Origin of the sequence: Gemmatimonas sp. UBA7669, assembly GCF_002483225.1 — a bacterium.
Lineage (GTDB): Bacteria > Gemmatimonadota > Gemmatimonadetes > Gemmatimonadales > Gemmatimonadaceae > Gemmatimonas.
In genome coordinates this window covers 41764-60429 of the sequence record NZ_DLHL01000039.1, presented here as the reverse complement: position 1 = coordinate 60429, position 18666 = coordinate 41764, and the positions used below count along the sequence as shown (strand labels likewise).

10 protein-coding genes and 1 pseudogene are annotated in these 18666 nt (G+C 66.6%); 5 read left to right on the top strand and 6 right to left on the bottom strand.

The window, feature by feature from the left end:
* The first annotated feature begins 624 nt into the window (after nt 1–624).
* Nucleotides 625–1524, top strand: a complete 900-nt coding sequence (locus B2747_RS10870; protein WP_291160384.1) for a c-type cytochrome — start codon at nt 625–627, stop codon at nt 1522–1524.
* Nucleotides 1525–1670: 146 nt separating this feature from the next.
* Here the strand turns inward: B2747_RS10870 and B2747_RS10865 are convergent, their stop codons facing one another.
* From B2747_RS10865 to deoC, 4 genes are all read right to left on the bottom strand, one after another.
* Entirely contained in the window at nt 1671–2393 is a 723-nt protein-coding gene (locus B2747_RS10865; RefSeq protein WP_291160382.1) for a hypothetical protein, read from the bottom strand.
* A 33-nt stretch (nt 2394–2426) separates the two neighbouring features.
* On the bottom strand, nt 2427–4160 hold the full coding sequence (locus B2747_RS10860) for a M3 family oligoendopeptidase (RefSeq protein ID WP_291160380.1): 1734 nt from the start codon (nt 4158–4160) through the stop codon (nt 2427–2429).
* Between the two features lie 77 nt (nt 4161–4237).
* The gene (locus B2747_RS10855; RefSeq protein ID WP_291160377.1) at nt 4238–6670 is read right to left on the bottom strand and encodes an aldehyde dehydrogenase family protein; all 2433 of its coding nucleotides are present in this window, start codon (nt 6668–6670) and stop codon (nt 4238–4240) included.
* A gap of 5 nt (nt 6671–6675) precedes the next feature.
* Nucleotides 6676–7719, bottom strand: a complete 1044-nt coding sequence (deoC, locus tag B2747_RS10850) for a deoxyribose-phosphate aldolase (RefSeq protein WP_414652192.1) — start codon at nt 7717–7719, stop codon at nt 6676–6678.
* Between the two features lie 148 nt (nt 7720–7867).
* Here deoC and B2747_RS10845 point away from each other — a divergent pair, with 148 nt between their 5' ends.
* The 3 genes and pseudogenes from B2747_RS10845 to B2747_RS10835 all read left to right on the top strand — a co-directional run.
* Nucleotides 7868–8557: a hypothetical protein gene (locus tag B2747_RS10845; RefSeq protein WP_291160373.1), complete on the top strand. Its 690-nt coding sequence runs from the start codon at nt 7868–7870 to the stop codon at nt 8555–8557.
* Nucleotides 8558–8653: 96 nt separating this feature from the next.
* Complete coding sequence (locus tag B2747_RS10840) at nt 8654–9568, top strand: SDR family NAD(P)-dependent oxidoreductase (RefSeq protein WP_291160371.1); 915 nt, start codon at nt 8654–8656, stop codon at nt 9566–9568.
* Nucleotides 9565–10533, top strand: a pseudogene (locus B2747_RS10835) (ABC1 kinase family protein); the annotation flags it as partial. The gene B2747_RS10840 and the pseudogene B2747_RS10835, both read left to right, overlap by 4 nt.
* Nucleotides 10534–11055: 522 nt before the next feature.
* Here the strand turns inward: B2747_RS10835 and B2747_RS10830 are convergent.
* Both B2747_RS10830 and B2747_RS10825 read right to left on the bottom strand, forming a co-directional pair.
* Nucleotides 11056–15672 (bottom strand): translocation/assembly module TamB domain-containing protein, encoded by a 4617-nt coding sequence (locus B2747_RS10830; RefSeq protein ID WP_291160367.1) that lies wholly within the window; start codon nt 15670–15672, stop codon nt 11056–11058.
* A gap of 2 nt (nt 15673–15674) precedes the next feature.
* Nucleotides 15675–17942, bottom strand: coding sequence for an autotransporter assembly complex protein TamA (locus tag B2747_RS10825; RefSeq protein WP_291160364.1), 2268 nt, complete (start codon nt 17940–17942; stop codon nt 15675–15677).
* Nucleotides 17943–18040: 98 nt separating this feature from the next.
* On the opposite strand from B2747_RS10825, the gene B2747_RS10820 reads away from it, so the two are divergent.
* Nucleotides 18041–18664: a hypothetical protein gene (locus tag B2747_RS10820; RefSeq protein WP_291160361.1), complete on the top strand. Its 624-nt coding sequence runs from the start codon at nt 18041–18043 to the stop codon at nt 18662–18664.
* Nucleotides 18665–18666 lie beyond the last annotated feature (2 nt).

Here is an 18666-nt window from a genome sequence, read left to right as displayed (position 1 = left end):
ACACAAAACTCTGAACACGCCCCATCTGCTACTGGGAGACTCAAACGTGGTACGACGGAAGCAGTTACCACACAGTTTCGACCATGTACTGCATATGACAGAACCGGTGCGAAGCTGGCGTTCGGCCTTGGATAGACGGGCAATTACGCCGATAAATCTGCTAGTTGTTGCTTTGGCGTGCCTGACCGTGGCCTTGGCTCCTCGCTGGCTTGCATCCCTTGTACCAACGACTCTGTTCGGCATCGGTGCAGGGCTCCTTTTGGTGCTCGCCCACCTTCTACTGAGAGGAAGAGGGGTACCAGAAGGAGCCGCCTCCCGCGCACTGCTCGGGACACTGGCCGCATTGGGCTCTGTAACGATTCTCGCTGTGGTTCTCGGAAACCGGGTTACGGGAGTCTCGGGAGTGGTCTGGTGGTGCAGTGCGGCTGCCGCTTACCTCACCATGAGACATCGGGGGCGCAGCATCTTACGTCCGCCCGCCCCACCCGACACGACGGTATAGTTGTCCCCATGGCCGGTGACCCCACAAAAAACATTGCCGCCCTTCGCGCCGTACGCTTCGTCATGAAAAGCGGAGAGGTGGTTCGTCGCTAGACCAACATCAGGGCGGCTTCAGGAGGTCATATGCCCCGTTGGATGCGATGGACCGGCTACGCGGTGGGCACGGTGGTGCTGCTCGCGGGAGCCGCTGTGGGTTACGTGTACGCGGCCAGCACACACAAGGCCAACAAACGCTACGATATTCCAGCAACACCCATCACCATTGTGCACGACTCGGCCACCATCGCACGTGGCCGTCACTTCGCGACAGCCATTGGCAAGTGCGTGGAATGCCATGGCGACGATCTGGGCGGCAAGGTCCTCGTGGACGACCCCGCACTCGGCATCGTTATCCCACCCAATATCACCAACGGCGGCTTGCTCCCCTCGTACAGCGACGCGGAACTGGTACGGGTCATCCGGCAAGGCATCAAGCGTGACGGGCGAAGCGCCATTGTCATGCCCAGTGACGACTACCAGTACCTGACGGACGAAGACGTCGGCGCCATTGTGGCCTACCTGCGCACCGTGCCGGCTGTGACGCGAGACCCGGGGCCGACCCGACTGCGCCTGGTGGGCCGAACGCTGGTCGCCACGAATCTCGTGCCGCTGTACGCCGCGGAGCGCACCTCCCGTACCTACCGGGCGCCTGCACATCTCGAGCCAGATACCTCGCTGACCTACGGGGCCTATCTCGCCAACACCGGCGGCTGCACGGGGTGCCACGGACCCGGTCTCGGCGGGGGGCCCATTCCTGGCATGCCGCCCGAAGCAGCGCCAGCCGCCAACCTTACCCCCACAGGGATCGGGCATCTGAGCGACGCCCAGCTCGAGCGCATACTGCGCAGCGGTGAGCGACCGGATGGATCCACGCTCAAGCCGGACATGCCGTGGCGCTATACCGCGCTGATGAGCGATCTGGAGATGCGCGCCACCATCAAGTACCTGCGCTCCGTACCAGCCAAGGCATACGGCACGCGCTGAGGCGACATGCGCTGAGGCGACATGCGCTGAGGCAACATGCGCTGACGCGACATGCGGTGACGTGACATGCGCTGACGTGACACGCCACCGGGCCGGTCCGCGAGGCTTGCGGACCGACCCGGTGGCGTGTTGTCTGGCAGCCGTGATTACTTGTCGAGCGGCGACTTGAAGACGGCAGGATCCGGTGCGCCAAAAGTCACGAGCTGAATGGTGATCACCACATCGCCCTGCGGCTGCACCTGCACGATCTTGGTGGGGACCTTCTTGCCCTCGAACTCCTTGTAATCGCGATAGATGACCCGGGCCTCGCCGTTTGTCCCCTTCGTGACGGAGCCCACGCGAAAGCCCGTGCTCACGTCGAAGTACTCCACGGTTTCCGTGCCGCCCTTGCTCGTGGTGGACACCTTGTAGCTCTCCACCCCGTCATACTGCTCTTTGCCGTCGACACTGGCCTTGGCAAACCGCGTGTGATCGAGGAAGGCCGCGCCGTCGTTGGCCGCCGCTTCGGCCGCACGCTTTTCCTCAGCCTCGGGCATGCGCTGCACACCCTGCCCCTGATCGATCCAGCCCTTCTCGCCATCAAATCCCTGATCGATCTTCACCATGCCAAGGTCGATGATCATGCGGATCTTGTTGGGCAGTGCCGAGTGCCGCTCGTAAAAGCCCGACAACCCGGCGAAGGTCACATCGGTGGTGCCCTTTTCCGTGCGGCCGGTGACCTTCACCCAGGCGTCGCGACCACCCACCGCCGTGGCGAAGCGATCGTACACGTCCTTGACGGTTGGCGTCTGCGCTGAGGCGCGGGTGGCCGGAACGAGCAAGGCCACTGCCAGCAGCAGGGGCAACAGGGGCGATTTGCGCTGCGTCATGCGAACTCCAGGAAGTGTGAGAATGCCAGGGAATCAGGCGGGCACGACGCCACGGAACGGCGCGTCCGCGCCTGCACGCAGCGCTTCGATGCGCTCTTCAGTGAAGGCCACCAGCTCCGCCATTGTGTCGGCGTCGAACACCAGCTTGGCCCCCGCCGCTGAATACAACTCGGGCAGCGAGCGCGTTCCACCAAGACTGAGGAAGCGCTTGTAGGCGGCGACGGCGCTGCCCGCATCCTGCACGGCGTTGCGGAACACCTGCAACGCGCCAAGCTGAGCCAACCCGTACTCGATGTAGTAGAACGGCAACTCGAAGATGTGCAACTGGCGATACCAGCGGGACACGCGCTCCCGCTCGAGCCCCGACCAATCGACACCAGCCTCGAACTCGCTGCGCAGCGCCAGCCACTTGGCATCACGCGCATCGCGGTCAGCGCCGGCCGGATTCGTGTAAATCCAGGCCTGGAAGGCATCAACGCTGGCAATGTGCACCAGCGCCCCCAGCACGTCTTCGAGATGCTCCAGCCACGCCACGCGCGCATCTTCGGGCGAGTAGTAGCCATCGGGCTGCACCAGATATGGCATGGCCAGCAACTCCATGCTCATGCTGGCCAACTCGGCCGCTTCGTGCCCGGTGCGGCGCTGCCAGGTGTACGGCAGGTTGTGCGTGGCAAAATCGTGGAAGCAGTGCCCCGCCTCGTGCACGAGCGTGTTCACGTCATCAGGCACACCAACCGCATTCATGAAGATGAACGGACGCCCGCGGAACGCGAGATCGGTGCAGTAGCCACCCGGCGCCTTGCCCGGCCGGCTCTCGAGATCCAGCAACTGCTCGTCGGCCATGAGACCGAATTGCGCGCCGAGTTCCTGATCGACGCGCGAAAAGATGCGCCGGGCCTTGCCAACAAAGGTGCCCACATCGGCAAAGGGCTTGAGCGGTGTGGTGGCATCGAGGTCCACCCCCACATCCCACGGACGCAGCACATCGAGCCCCAGCTTCTGCTGGCGATGCCGCATGAGTCGGGCCACTGCCGGCGTCACGGTGCGCTGCACCGCCTCATGAAAACGCGCCGTGTCTGACGGCGTGTAGTCAAAGCGATGCTTGGCGGCGAAACAGTACTGCTGGAAGTCGCCAAAGCCGGCTTCGCTCGACACGGCCGTGCGCAACGCGTACATGCGATCGAAGAGATCGGCCAGTTCGTCACGCTTCTCGAGATAGGCCTGCGCACCGAGTCGGAAGGCACGCTCGCGCACCCCACGATCGCGGTCCTTGAGATACGGCTGCAACTGCGGGATGGTCTTGCTCTCGCCATCCCAGTCTACGCTCATGCCACCCGTGATCTTCTGGTAGCTGGCCGACAACTCCTCGATCTGCGAAAAGCGCGAGACGTTGGCCTCACGGAAGATCTCGATGTCGGTCCGGAAGCGGCGCAGCGTCGTCTCGAGGTCATCGCGCGTCCATCCACGCTCGATGAGGCGACGCGCCAGGCGCACCTGCTGCTCCTCGAGCCGCGGAAAGATGTCCATGGAGAATCGCAGGTAGGCCTGCTCCGCCGCGCTGTCGGCCGTGTTGGCCGTATACGCGATCATGGCCAGCGTACCGGCTTCACCCACCAGCGTGTCCAGCCGGGACCAGGTGGCCAGCCAGTCCTCGATGACGTCATCGAGGCCGTCGAGCGGCTCAGTAGCGAGCCGCTCGTAGTACGGGGCCACATCGTCCCAGGTGGCGTCGCGGAATGCCTCGGGGGAGGCGGGGAGGTCGATCATCAGGGAAAGGGATAGTCCGTTCATGCCACTACGATCACCGCGAGCGTCTGCGGAGCGTCATCACCAGGGACGAGCCGTTACTCTCCGTACGGGATCCAGATATTCTTGACCTGGACGGCCCGGCGCAGGAACTCCCGCCCCTCGCCGACCCGTGGGTCCAACCACTCGCGTCCGGTCCACTCAGTCCACGTGCGCTTGAGGTTGGCCGCTGAGGCGCGCTCCACCGCCGCTGCCCCCTGCTGCGAACCGAAATACCACAGGGCCTGCACGTCATCGTGGTCGGCCAGCGTCCGCGCCAGCGCGTCACGATCGCCGGTGACGAGATTGACCACGCCTCCCGGTACGTCGCTGGTTTCGAGCACGCTGTAGAAGTCCGTAGCCGCCAGCGGAAAGCGCGCCGACGGCACGGCCACCACGCGGTTACCCGTGGCGAGCAAGGGCGCCACCAGCGACACCAGCCCAAGCAGCGGGTACGGATCGGGACAGACAGTGCCCACAACGCCGATGGGCTCGTGCATGGCCAACGCCACGCCACGCAGCGGCACGTCGTGCACGGCGCCGTCATGCTTGTCGGCCCAGGCCGCGTAGGTGAACAGTCGGGAGATGCTGGCGTTCACCTCGGCCTCGCCCGCGCTCAGCGTGTCGCCGGTCATGGACACGATGCGCTCGGCAAACTCGGTGGCGCGCGCCGAGAGGTTCTCGGCGATGTAATAGAGAATCTGCGCCCGCTGGTGGCCCGTGAGTTTGGCCCAGCCCGAGGCGGCATGCGCGGCTTCGACAGCGTTGCGCAGATCCTTGCGATTGCCTTCTCCGACTTCGCCCACCGGTACGCCGGACAGCGATCGCACAGTCAGCGTGTAGCCCGAATCGGGGCGGGTCTGCTTGCCACCGATGAACAGCTTCGGCGTGCGATCAATGGCCGGCATCTCGGGCGCCGACCCGTTGTTCGCCGCGGACGAACCTTCATCGAGTACAACCGCCACATCGATGACCGGCAGCGGCGACGCTTCGTGCGCGCGAATGGGCTTGAGATACTCCCACAGGCCTTCGCGTCCGCCTTCGCGACCAAATCCCGACTCGCGGTAGCCACCAAAGCCGGCCGCCGCGTCGAAGAGGTTGGTGCTGTTCACCCACACCACGCCGCACTGCAGCTTGGGCGCCACATCGAGCGCGAGATTGATGTTCTCGCTCCACACACTCGCGGCCAGGCCATAGGGCGTGTTGTTGGCCAGCGCCACGGCCTCGGCCGGCGTGCGGAACGTATGCGTGACCAGCACGGGGCCGAAGATCTCGACCTGCGCGATGGTGCTCGATGGCTCAACGTCGGTGAAGAGCGTGGGCGGATGAAACGACCCCGCAGCCTGCGACAGCGTCGACGCCCACGAGGGCTGCCAGCACGTGGCGCCCTCATCGATGCCCTGCTGACACAGCGCGCGAATGCGATCGAGCTGCACCGGCGCGACAATGGCGCCCATGTCCACGCCCTTGTCGAGCGGCGTGCCCACACGCAGGCGCTCCATGCGCTCGCGCAGCTTGGCCACGAGGCGATCGGCCACACCCTCCTGCACCAGCAAGCGCGAGCCTGCGCAGCACACCTGACCCTGATTGAACCAGATGGCATCAACAACGCCTTCGACGACGCTGTCGAGATCCGCGTCTTCAAACACAATGAAAGGACTCTTGCCACCCAGTTCGAGCGAGAGCCCTTTGCCACTGCCGGCCGTGGCCACACGAATGGCGCGGCCCACTTCCGTGCTGCCCGTGAACGCGATCTTGTCCACGTCCGGATGATCGACCAGCGCGGCGCCCGTGCTGCCATCACCCGTCACGAGATTGAACACGCCGGCCGGCAAGCCGATGTCATGACACAGCTCGGCAAATCGAATGGCCGTCAGCGGTGTGAACTCGGCGGGCTTCAGCACGACCGTGTTCCCGGCGGCCAGCGCGGGCGCGACTTTCCACGCCAGCATGAGCAGCGGGAAGTTCCACGGGATGATCTGCCCCACCACACCATAGGCGTGCTGCCCGGGAAACTCCGTGTTGAGCAGCTGCGCCCAGCCGGCGTGGTGATAGAAATGCCGCGCCACCAGCGGGATGTCGATGTCGCGCGTTTCACGAATGGGCTTGCCATTGTCAAGCGACTCGAGCACCGCAAAATGCCGCGCGTGCTTCTGAATGCCGCGGGCCAACGCGTAGAGCCAGCGCGCGCGTGCGTGATCGCCGAGCGCCTGCCACGCGGGCAGCGCGGCGCGTGCCGCAGCCACTGCCGCGTCTACATCAGTGGCCGCCCCCTGCGCCACCTGGGCCAGCTCAGTACCGGTGGACGGATCGTGTACGGCAAAGTGCGCGGCCGCGTCCACCCACTGTCCGTTGATGTAATGACCGAAGCGGCCACCATGCTCGGCAATCCACGCCCGCACGGGCGCATCGGCTTCCGGCGCCGGTCCGTAGCTCATGCGCTCGAACGCGTCGCGCAGAGTTTCACTGCTGGGCTTTGATGTCGTCGCCATGCGCCTCAAACCATCGGTTGACGATAGGCCGCCGCATAGCGACCCGTGGCGTAGTGTTCGAGCTGCCGCTCGACATCGGTCAGCAGTCCGCTGGCACCAAATCGGAACAGGTGCGGACGCAACCAGCGCTCCCCGAGCTCTTCCTTCATGAGGATGAGCCAGTCGAGCGCCTGTTTGGCCGTGCGAATGCCACCGGCCGGCTTGAAGCCCACCTCGTGCCCCGTGCGTTCGCCGAAATCGCGAATCATGCGCGCCATGACGAGGCCCACCGGCAACGTCGCGTTGGACGTTTCCTTGCCCGTGCTGGTCTTGATGAAGTCGGAGCCTGCCATCATCGACACCAGACTGGCTCGCGCCACGTTGGTGAGCGTCGCGAGTTCGCCCACGCCCAGAATGGTCTTGAGATGCGCCTCACCGCAGGCCTCACGGAACGCGCGCACCTCGTCGTACAACGCCGACCAGTTGCCGGTGAGCACATGCGCACGCGTGATGACCACATCGATTTCCGTGGCGCCCGCCGCGACACTGGCGTGAATTTCAGCGAGACGTTGCTCGAAGGGCGAGAGACCGGCAGGGAAGCCGGTACTCACCGCCGCCACGGGTATGCCGCTGCCGCGCAGGGCCTCGACGGCCGTGGCCACGTACTGGTGATACACACACACCGCGCCCACCGTGAGGTGCAGATCGCCGATACCCAGGGCGTCGACCAGGTCCCCGCGCAGCGGCCGGCGCGCCTTGGCGCAGAGGCGGCGCACATTGCCCGCCGTGTCGTCACCCGAGAGGGTGGTGAGATCCATGCACGAGATGGCGCGCAGCAGCCAGGCGGCCTGCCACTGCTTCTTGACGGTGCGCCGCGCGGGCAAGGTGGCCACGCGCCGTTCGACGGCGCTGCGATTGACGCGGGTGCCGCGCACCAGAGCCAGGTCCAGTGCAGTCCCAGGGTTGCGCTGGGGAGGCACATCGGGCGCGAGCCCTGAGGGCCAGCGCGGGGCCGGCGTGTCCTCACTGGGACGGGCCGGTCTGGGAGCGTGAAGAGGCGTGACAGTCATGACCCTTGGAATCTAGGCGGGGACGCGGCGTGGCGCTGGTCCGTTCGTCCACAAGCCCTTGCACCCGCCCATACCCGGAACGCTCAACTTCTGGCAGCCAGTTGCCGACACTTGATCAATGGAGAGGAGTTCCCTGACCGTCTTTGCCATGCGTTCCGCTCGTCCACAATTTCTGCTTGCCGCCCTGCTCACGGCCGTCCCGGCACTCCTGGGTTTTGCCGGCTGTACGGAAGCCACCGCACCCGTCACGGCCTCGCGCCTGACGATCGTGCAGGGTCACCTGCAGCAGGCCGCGGCCGGCGCCGCCCTGCCGCTGCCCGTGGTGCTCCGCGTCATTGGCACCGACGGCGCGCCCATGCCCAAGGTCCCGATCAGCTTCAACGTCCTGGCCGGCGGCGGTGCGGTAGACCCGGCCACTGCCATCAGCGACGCGAATGGCGAGGTCAAGGCCAAGTGGACGCTTGGCCCGGCGTCGCAGGTGCAGACGCTGGTCGGGAGTGCACCAGGCGTGGATCCGGTCAGCATCGGTGCCCTCGGGGTGCTCCCCACCGATCTTCTGATCGCACAGGGCAACAACCAGACCGCGAAGCCCAGTTCCGCCCTGCCGGTCTCGCTGGTGCTGCGCGTCGTGGGCCCCGGTAACGTGCCAATTCCGGGCCAGACCGTCGCGCTGGCCATTGGTTCCGGCGGCGGGTCGCTGTCCCCGGCCTCGGCGGTCACCAACGCGCTGGGCGAAGTCACGGTACGCTGGACGCTTGGGCCTCAGACCGGCCTGCAAACCGCCACGGCCACCGCCGGGTCGGTGGGACCGATCTCCATTCTGGCCACCGCCAACTGACCGGCATTCGTCGACCGCTTGCCGTCACGGGGGCGTCCGTCACCACGGTGGCGGTCGCCCCTTTGGTTTGTGGCCCCGGCCCGCTAACTGTTCGCCATGGACTTCGCGGGCAAGACGGTGATCGTGACCGGATCCAGTGATGGCATTGGCCGTGCCGCCGCCAGCGCCTGGGCCGCGGCGCGGGCCACGGTGGTCATGGTGGGTCGCAACGAGGCCAAGACCGTCGCCGCCGCGCGGGCCATCATGAGCGCGACGGGCAACCGCCAGGTGCACTGGGCCATTGCCGATCTCTCGCGGCGCGACGCCACGCTTGACCTCGCGCGCGATCTGGCGACGCGGCACCCACGCATTCACGTCCTCGCCAACAACGCCGGCGCCCTCTTCCTCGACCGCGAGGACACGGCCGACGGTGTGGAGCGCACCTTCGCGCTCAATCATCTGGCATACATGACGCTCAGCCTGGCGCTGCTGCCCAATCTGGCCGCGGCCGCCATGCCCGGTTTGCCGGCGCGCGTCATCAATGTGTCGAGCCGTGCGCATCGTCGCGCCTCGGTGAATCCGTCCGACTGGCAGCTCCGTGAGGGATATCGCGGCTGGCGCGCCTACGCCAACTCCAAGCTGTACAACCTCTGGTTCACCCGCACGCTGGCCGCGCGCGTGGACGCCGCGCGCCTCGTCGTGCACGCCATGCATCCCGGCGTGGTGCGCAGCCGCTTCGCCACCAACAACGGCGCCATGGGGCGTGTGCAGCGCCAGATCATGAATCTGGTCTCGGTGTCTCCAGAGCAGGGCGCCGATACCCTGCTCTGGCTCTCGCACGCTGCCGACGCCGCGACGTCTACCGGTGACTATTGGGTGACACGCCAGCGACTCAGCATCTCCCGTCTGGCTCGTCGCGACGATCTCGCCACGCAGTTGTGGAACGCCTCGCTGCCACTCACCGGACTGCGTGCACACGAGATCGACGAGAACCTGGCACTCCTGGCGCCTGCCGCGCCTTTGTCGACATGATCTCCTTCTGGCGCGATACGCCGCGCCTGCTCGTCATTCTGCGGCATGTCGTGCCGCTGGTGCTGTCCTTCATTCGCGATCGGCGGCGCTGGCTGTGGTGGGGTGCGCCCATGCCGCGCGATGCGGCCTTTCACCTGCGTCGCGCGTCACGGCTCGTACGCAGTACGGCCGAACTGGGGCCGGCCTTCGTGAAACTGGCGCAGGTCTTTGCCAGTCGCGCCGACCTCATTCCCGAGCCGTACATCTCGGCACTGGCCACGCTCACCGATCGGGTGCCGCCCGTGCCCTGGTCGGCCATTCACGACACACTGTATCGCGACTGGGGACGCGCGCCGGAAACAGTGCTGCAGGACCTCTCCGCCGAGCCACTGGCCAGCGGATCGCTCGGCCAGGTGCACCGGGCCCGCTATGCCGGCGAGGACGTGGTGGTCAAGGTGCTGCGGCCCGGTGTGGAGGCCATCATCGAGCGTGATGTGCGTCTCGCGCAATACATCGTCGACCGCGTCTATCGGCGCTTCCCGCATCACCACGTACGCGGCTTTCGCATCGTGCTCGACGAGTTTGCCCGCAATGTGGGCGGCGAAATGGACTTCGTGCGCGAGGCGGAACACGGGACGCGCATGCGCGAGCGCTTTGCCGACGAACCGCGCCTGCGCATTCCGCGCGTGATTGCCGGCCTCACGCGACGCCATGTGCTGGTCATGGAGTATCTCGACGGCGTGCGCATCGACCAGCTCGATGGTACCGAGGCGCTGCGCCATACGTCGCCCCGTGCGCTGACCGAGTTGCTCATCGAGACCTATGCGCGCATGATGCTGCGCGACGGCGTCTTTCATGCCGACCCGCACCCGGGCAATCTGCTGGTGGACGCACGCGGCCGGCTCATCCTGCTCGACTTCGGCATGGTCATCGAGGTGCCGGTGGCCACACGCAAGGCGCTCTTCGACACCATCATTGCCGCCGTGCGACGCGACCCGGCGGGCACCACCGACGGCTTCGCGCGGCTGGGCATGGTGGCGCCCGGTACGTCGACCGCCGACATGGAGGCGCTGGTGGCCACGCTGCTCGACCTTGCCTATTCGGAAACAGCCACCGTCGAACGGGCACGCGTTCTGGCCGATCGTGTGATGCGTGAGCTCTTCAACTGGCCCATCGTGCTGCCCGGCGAGCTGGTGTACTTCGCCCGCACGGCGGCGCTCATTGAAGGCGTGGGCGCGCGCTACGACAGAAATTTCAACAGCATTCGTGTGGCCTCACCCATTGTCCTCAAGCTGCGCAACGAATTGCTTGCGGCGCTGCTTGGTGACAATGGTCAGCGCGAAACGCTGGTCACCTGGGCTGCCACGCTCGGCGCAATGGCCGGTACCGCCATGAGCGCCGTGCGCCGTGTGGCGCGCGGCGACACGAATCCGGCGGACCTCATTCCTGACACCTGGCGCGAGGAGCCGTGGTGGCCGGGCGCGCTTTTCGACCGCGTACGCCGCGTGCTACCAGATCCATTCGCGGAACAGGTCGAAACCGAACTGCATGCGGGGCAGCACATCGCCACCGAGCCGGGTACAGGGCGCGGCGCCGGGGTCGACACCCACCTGCCCCATGAGCGTGCGGGTGATGCGGTACTCGGCGGCCACACCAATCCAGGGTGACGCCCCGCGGGTCGTGGCCTGGCTCGCGCCGCGACACAGGCCGGTGTTGATGCGCAGGAAGGTGCGCTCACCCAACTGCTTGCCTGCCGAGATGCTCAGGTTGTCGAGCAGCGTCATGGGGTTGAGCTCGCCCTGCGTCTGACCACCCGCCGTCGTAACCTGAATGGTGTTGAACCCGCCAGGCAGCAGCTGCTGCAACGCGCCTTCGACCAAGCGCCCCGCCGCCGATGGTAGCAGCACCCCCGTAACCGCACGCACGGTGCTCTGACTCTGACCGTCCAGCGCGAATGTGGGGGCGCCGAAAATCAGCAACGAAATGATCTCCGACTCCGGCGCGCTGGCATACAGCGGATCCGAGCTGGTGAGCGTGAGCACCGGATCCTCGAGATTGCCACCAATGTGCACACGCACGGGCACATCGTTGCTGCCCGCAACGCGCACGGTGTTGGTGGCCGTGATGTCGAGCGTCGGCGGGATGTCGGAGTTGGCAAAGAAGCGCACGCGTCCCGAATCGACCGTGAAGCTGCGGCTCACCACGCCGAGATCCAGACGGTACTGCCCACGATTGGCCAGAATCTCACCGTCGAGCGCGAGCTCCTGTCCGCGCATCATGATGTCCAGTCCGCCACTCAGCTTGACACGCGCTTCGGGCGTTTGCACCCACACATCGTTGCCCAACTCAACACGCGCATCGCTCACCGTGAGCAGTTCGCCCAGTGCAGCAAGGGATGCCGCGGCGGACTGGGCCACCGGCACTTCGTCGGCGCCGAGCAACGCGCGCGCCGAGGCGCTCGACAGATCGAGTGCCGTGCGCGCGCCCAACGGGTCGATGACCAGATTGGCCCGCGGCACATACACACGGCCACTCACCTGCGGATGCAGCAGCTTGCCGCGCACGCGCGCGTCGGCCGACAGATCGAGGTCTGTGCCATCGCGCTGACGCGACGCTGCGAAATTGCTGGCGGTGACCCGCAAATCCACCAACGCCGAATCCTTGGGCGGGAAGCGGAGACTCCCCACGATCCCCACGGTGTCACGCGGGCCACCGCTGCGCAGACGGAGGGTTTCAATGATGAGCGAATCCCCTGCCGCGCGCAGCACGGCTTCACCGTCCTGCGGCGAAATACCCAGCGCATCCAGCGTCGCGGCGCCGCCCGTAAGGCGCATCGTGCCACGTGCACTCGGCGCATCGAACGTGCCCCCCAGCGCCAACTCGCCGCTCAGTGAGCCACGCAGGCCGCGCACACCGTCCACGCGAAGCGCGAGTGCTCCGAGCTGCAGACTGTCCGCCACCAGCCGTCCATCCACCACGTCGCTGAGCAGACGCTTCTCCACACTCACCAGCCGCAAGTCCATGGGCAGCGTGCCATCGACACGCAGAGTCCCGCCAAGCGTGTCGCGCACCAGCGCCTCGGCCCGCAAACGCTGATCGGCGTAGTTGCCGCGCGAGGTCACAACCGGCAGCACGGTGCCTTCCATGCCCAGGTCCGTGGCCGCGACACTCCACGTGATGGTCGGCGCCTGACGGGTCCCGCCCAGACTGGCCTCTCCGGTCACCGTACCGTTGGCGGGTGGTGTGCCGGCCAGGAGTGCGCTCACTTCACCAGCCGGGAAATCTTCCAGACGAAGCAGGCCACGAATACCACCCTCACGCGGGACGTCGGCCTCCACCGCCAGCACGCCCTTGCCATTCGAGCGCAACTCGAGCGGAGAAAGTGCCACACGCAGCGAATCCAGAAGGACGGTGGCGGGCCGCGCCTCACGCCAGGTCACGCTGTCATAGGACAGGCGAATGGAATCGAGCGAAATGGCCGTGCCGGACGTCTGGGCCACATATCCCCCACGCACGACCAGATGCGCATCGTCCACCGTGCTCACGTCAAGCACCAACTGCCCGCTGTCGAGCGTGGCCGCCGCGACCCGGAAGTTGGCGGACTGAACACGAGCCGCCCCAATCCCCGTGACATCATCCGCCGACGCCGCGCCCTCAAAAGCCGGCTTGTTGAACACGTCCACTGCCCGCGCCGAGCCGAACAAGCGGCCGACGTGCACCGCACCCACTTGCAGGTCTCGTCCACCCACCGCGGCATTGGCGTCTGCCAGCATCAGGTTCCCCGCCACATGGCCGGACACCGACGCGTCGCCGCGCAGCGTATCCTCGGCCACACGACGGAGACTCCCCGCCAGCGCACTGTCCATGGGCGCGAGCATGGCGGCCAAGCGCCGCAGATCGCCACCAACAATGGCAAGCGAGTCCACTCGCAGATTGTAGAGCAGCGTGTCAGACGCGGTGCTGTCACGGCCAAGCGCTCCATGCGCGTCGAGGCGCAGCCCGGCGGCGCGAGTGCCCAGGAGCAGGTTGGCCGAATCCACCACGACGCGACGCTCGTCAGCCGCAAGGCTCGCAAGCAGCGACAGCGCAGGCCGATCGGTGGCCGCTGCCTGCGCGAGCTGCGCCTCCACCCGCCCGGTCACCTGACTCACCTGGGTGGTATCGGCCGGCAGACTGCCGCGCGCCACCACCCGCACCTCGCCGCCAATCCCGGTGCTCGGGACGTCATCACGCTCCAACCAGCGGCGCGCGTCCAATGCATCGAGCAGTACACGCGCGTCAGCGTGCCACGCGGTATCCAGCACACCGCCGGTGCCCGCTGCCACAAGCGCACCGGGTATGGCGCGCCACGCGGAGTCACGCTCCACGCCAGCAAACAGGGGCCAGCCCTCCGGCAGCGTGGGTGACGGTAGCAACGCCGCGCGCCACATGAGCGAATCAAGCGGCCCACGAACCGCCACCTGCCCACTCAGCGGGCGACGTACGGTCAGCGTGCTGTCGAGTCGCGCGAGCGCGTCGAGCGACAACGGCTCAAACGTGAGCAGACCGTCCACCGTGACCGGCGTGCGTCCGTAAGACGCCTCGCCGCGACCGCGCACCACCGACACATTCCCCGCGGCATCCGTCCACTGCAGCGCAAACGACTCGGCATCCGCCCGCGACAGATCGGCCGTCCGCAATCGCAGAGCGCCCGCAATCCGGCCGTCCACGGCCGGCGCATCAGGTACGAGCGCACGCACACTGCGGAGGTCCATCACCACGGTGTCCACGACCAGTCCCGCGGCGCGCGGCTCAACGCCCACGCCAATCAACCCGCGCAGGGAGAGACGAGACTCCGCACCACCGCCGGCCACACTGGCGTCGGTGAAGCGCAGATCCAGCCGATCCACCTGCAACGCGTTCAGTGGTCCGCCCTGCTCCGCGACGAATTGTCCGCGAAACGCCCCGCGCACCTCTGCCGGCAGCGCGTCATAGCTCAAGCGCCTGGCCAACGCATCCGTGAGGGGCGCAAACGTCAGGTCGGTGGAATGCAGCAGCAGTTGGGCCGGCCGAACCGTTACGCCGACACGACCGGACACCAGCGATCCCTCACTCTCCACCCGCAGTGAGTCCAGCAGGTATTCGGCGTCATTGGCGTCGGCCAGGGTACGCAGTCGCACCACCGCGGAGCCGCGGCCCACGGTGGGCAACGCATCCCAGATCCACGTGAGGTCGGACAGCCCGGCCTCCGCGTGCACCGTGGCCGCGTAACGCACCGGCCCCGGTTGGTTCCATGCCACGGTACCGCGCGCGCGCGCCGTCGATGCCGGCAACGCGACACGCGCCAAATCGAACATCAGTGAGTCGCTGGTCCAGGTCACGCGCCCCTGCGCCTGCCGCAGCGTGACCGGCGGATCGGAAATCGCACCAGCCAAGGTGTCCAGCACCAGCGACGACGGCCGCTTGAGCGGATCAATGATGACCAGATCGTGCGCACGGAGCTGCGCGAGCGTGATGACGCGACGTTCGAACCACGTGCCATCGGGCGCCTGCGTGAGATCATGCAGACTGTCGCGCACCGCAATCACACTGTCGCGCGCCGTCCCCGTGAACACCGGGTGCGGCGCCCACGGCGCCACAGTCGTGATCTCGCCATCGGCCAGCGTGAGCGCACCGATACGCACATCGTCACCGAACGCCGGCCCGGTCTTTGGCACAGGCGGCGTGGTGTCGCCCGCCAGCAGGTACGCGATATTCCATGGCGTCCCCGCCCTGTCTTGACGCAGCATGAGCCGCACGCCGGAGAGCTGCACACTCGGCAAGTGGATGCGCTTGTCGAGCAGACCCATCCAGCCAACGCTCGCGCGCAACTTGGCCGCGGTGAGCACAGGGACACCGGCGGTATCCACCAGCACCACATCGTCTGCTTCCACGCCGCCGGGGCCAATGCGACGCAACACGCCGATGCGCAGCGCACCGCGTCCGCCAAACACGGCGCTGCCCTGCTTCGACAGAGTACCTGCCAGCCACTTGCGGCCACGTGCCGTGTTGAGCACACCATAGGCGCCCACCACCACACCAGCGCCGAGTGCCAGCACGATGCCCGCCACCCACCAGAAGCGCCGTTGCCGCGGAGTCATGGCCATGATCAGAACGCCTGACCGAGACCGAAGTGGAACACCAGACGCGACAACGCGCCGCCGGCGCGCGGCGGTTGGAACGTGGCAGGACAGTTGATCAGGTCTTCAAAGTCTCGTGGATCGCGATCACCCGTACGGGGACTCGCGCACATGATCGGCGCCAGGGTCTCGCTCTCGTTGCCGGCAAAATACAGCGCGGGTCCTGCGCGCAGTCCGTACGGCCGGTAGCCGATGTCCACGCGGAACGGACCGAGCGGTGTGATCACGCGCAGGCCAATGCCGGGGGTGGCGCGCAGATCCTGCCAACGAAAGGACGCCGAACTCGTTTCCCAGAGTGTGCCGGCGTCGAGAAACGTCACCACCTGCAGCTGCTCGGCAATGAAGCGAAAGTTGCGACGGTACTCGAGATTGCCCACCAACAGCGCGGTCCCACCCCGAGGCACCGCACGAAACGAACTGCCCGGAATGACCTCCACCTCGCTGAACCCCTCGGAGTTGGTAAACTCGCGCACGTTGTTCACCACATACGTCACGGGTCCGAGCAGATTCTGCTGATAGCCACGCACCGAGTTCTGACCGCCGACGAACAAACGCTCCTGCTGCGGCAGCAACGGCGAACCGCCCACCAACTCGGCGCCCGGCGCAAAGGCGGCCGCCACCTGCACACGTCCACCAATCACCCCACCAAGCGCGCGCCGGTACGACGACACCTCACCCGACGTCCGATAAAAGCGCACCGTGGACACCAACTCCGACACGGTTTCACCAGCCCGAAGCTCGCCACGCAGTCGATAGCCTCGCGCCGGATTGCTCACATCGTTCGTGCGATCATAACTCGCCGATGTGCTCACGATGCCGATGCCGCGGCCGAACAGGGACAGCACCACCTCTTCCGGGCGGCACTGCCCGAAGCGCGTGCAGGACACCACCGGGTCCACGTCCGTGCGACCATTCTCGTACTGCAACCCCACGGTTCCCACGAGGCGCGGCGTGAAGCTGCGCGTGAACTCGGCCAGGGCACCGATCGTGGTTTCACGCAGATAGGCAAACGGCTCACTGCGCCGCTCGCTGTACACCGACAGCATGGGCATCACCGGCAATCCGAACAACCGCGAATTCGACAGCGTGGTGCCCACGTAGTAGTTCACGCCGATGGTGTCGGCGCTGTACGGATCTTCGCGCAGGGCATCCGAGCACAGACCGCTGGCCACGTCAGTTGGCGACGCCAACCCGAGCTTGGACGCCCGCATGTTGAGCTCCACACGACGACCGACACCAAGAAAGCCCCGGTCGGTCAGACGAGCCTGCGCACGGCCGCACTCCAGCGTGGCCCAGCCGATGCCCAGCCGCGCCGAGTGCGTCTTGGCCTCGGCCACGGTCACACGCAGATCCAGCAGGCTGTCCGCCCGCGTGCTGTCCGGCGTGACCGTATCCACCAACACCAAGCGAAAGGCCTCCGAGCGATACAGGGCTCGCTGCGCCTCCAGAATAGCGCGCGCACTGAAGCGGTCACCGGGTTGGATATTGAGCAGTCGCGCCACGTCCGACGAGTCCACCCAGGCGGCCTTTCCGTTGACTGGCCGGATGCCGATGTGCACGTCGCCGATTGTGGTCAGAGGACCGGGCGTGAAGTGCAAGGTCAAGGAGGCCTTCGCTTCGGCCGTGTCGATGCGGATTTCTGCCCGCGGCAGCGTGGCGCGCGCATAACCGTCGTCGCGCAAACGCGTCACCACCGAGGCAATCACGGTGTCCACTTGGTTGCGATCGAATCGCCGTCCCGTGAGCGATTCAAGACGGGCGTCGTAGGCCCGTCGGCGTTCCGGCGCCTCAGGGAGTCCGGTGGTTGCGACCTCCGCGATGGTGGCCTCGCGCCCGGGCTGAATCTGAAAGACGACCCGGACACCGTTCTTGCGCCGATTGAGCAGGGGGACCACCTCCGCCTGGAACCATCCGGCCTGTCGGTGCAGCACGGCCAGACGCAGTGCATCGCGCCGCACCTCCAGCGTGTCCACGCACGGCCGCGTGCCCACGCCGAACGTCCGCGTGACAAACCCGGGCTCGTGAGTCACCAGGCTCATGGCCATGGTCAGATCGTCGAACGCCGGACTGCCTTCGAACTGGACCCGTTCGATGCGATCACCCGCGTCACAACGCGTACCCGTCTGCGCAACCACCGGCCGGGCGAAGGCCAGACACATGACCGGCAGCAGAAGCAGCCAGCCCCAGGGTAACGGGCGGGAAACGGAAAGTCGTCGCGTGACCAGTGTCCGAGTCATTGCCCGCAATGTAATTGCGACCTGCATCCACCGGTCATCGGCCACGCGTAGATTGCGAGGGCGCAGGTTTCCCCTTCTCTCCGGTTTCGAGGTGCTGCATGCCGTCGCTGTCGTCGGTAGCCGTAGTCATGATGCTTGGGTGGCAGAATGCCCTGGGAGCGATGCACGACAGCCTCCCCCCGCAGCGTGGCCCTGTGCCATCGCCGGTGGCGCTGGGCATGCGGCCCATAAGGCTCGACACCACCGAACGCGTCGGGGTTCCCCAGGACACCGTGCCGCGTCGTCCGCGCGCCGTCGAGTACAGTGACGCGTATTACAAACGGCTGGCCGTGCACCGCGCCCTCAGTTGGGCCATGTTGCCGCTGTTTGCCGCCTCCTATGTCTCGGGCGATCAGCTCCTGTCCAAGGGCGATGCCGCCCCCGGCTGGGCCAAATCGGTGCATCCGGTGGCCGCGTCCGGCGCCGCCGTGCTGTTTGGCGCCAATACCGTTACGGGCCTCTGGAACCTCTGGGATGGCCGTCACGATGCCAACGGTCGCACACGCCGCCTCGTGCACAGCGCGCTCTTCCTCGCGGCCAGCGGTGGCTTCACGTACGCGGGTGCCGTGCTTGCCGACGAGGCCGAGCAATCCGCCGCCAAGCGCCGGGATCACCGCGCGGTCGCACTCACGTCCATGGGTGTGTCCACGGCCAGCTGGCTGCTCATGAAGTTCGGGAACTGAAG

Coding starts and splice junctions, on each gene's coding strand:
- B2747_RS10870 (WP_291160384.1), top strand. CDS start 625: ATGCCCCGTTGGATGCGATGGACCGGCTACGCGGTGGGCACGGTGGTG.
- B2747_RS10865 (WP_291160382.1), bottom strand. CDS start 2,393: ATGACGCAGCGCAAATCGCCCCTGTTGCCCCTGCTGCTGGCAGTGGCC.
- B2747_RS10860 (WP_291160380.1), bottom strand. CDS start 4,160: ATGATCGACCTCCCCGCCTCCCCCGAGGCATTCCGCGACGCCACCTGG.
- B2747_RS10855 (WP_291160377.1), bottom strand. CDS start 6,670: ATGGCGACGACATCAAAGCCCAGCAGTGAAACTCTGCGCGACGCGTTC.
- deoC (WP_414652192.1), bottom strand. CDS start 7,719: ATGACTGTCACGCCTCTTCACGCTCCCAGACCGGCCCGTCCCAGTGAG.
- B2747_RS10845 (WP_291160373.1), top strand. CDS start 7,868: ATGCGTTCCGCTCGTCCACAATTTCTGCTTGCCGCCCTGCTCACGGCC.
- B2747_RS10840 (WP_291160371.1), top strand. CDS start 8,654: ATGGACTTCGCGGGCAAGACGGTGATCGTGACCGGATCCAGTGATGGC.
- B2747_RS10830 (WP_291160367.1), bottom strand. CDS start 15,672: ATGGCCATGACTCCGCGGCAACGGCGCTTCTGGTGGGTGGCGGGCATC.
- B2747_RS10825 (WP_291160364.1), bottom strand. CDS start 17,942: ATGACTCGGACACTGGTCACGCGACGACTTTCCGTTTCCCGCCCGTTA.
- B2747_RS10820 (WP_291160361.1), top strand. CDS start 18,041: ATGCCGTCGCTGTCGTCGGTAGCCGTAGTCATGATGCTTGGGTGGCAG.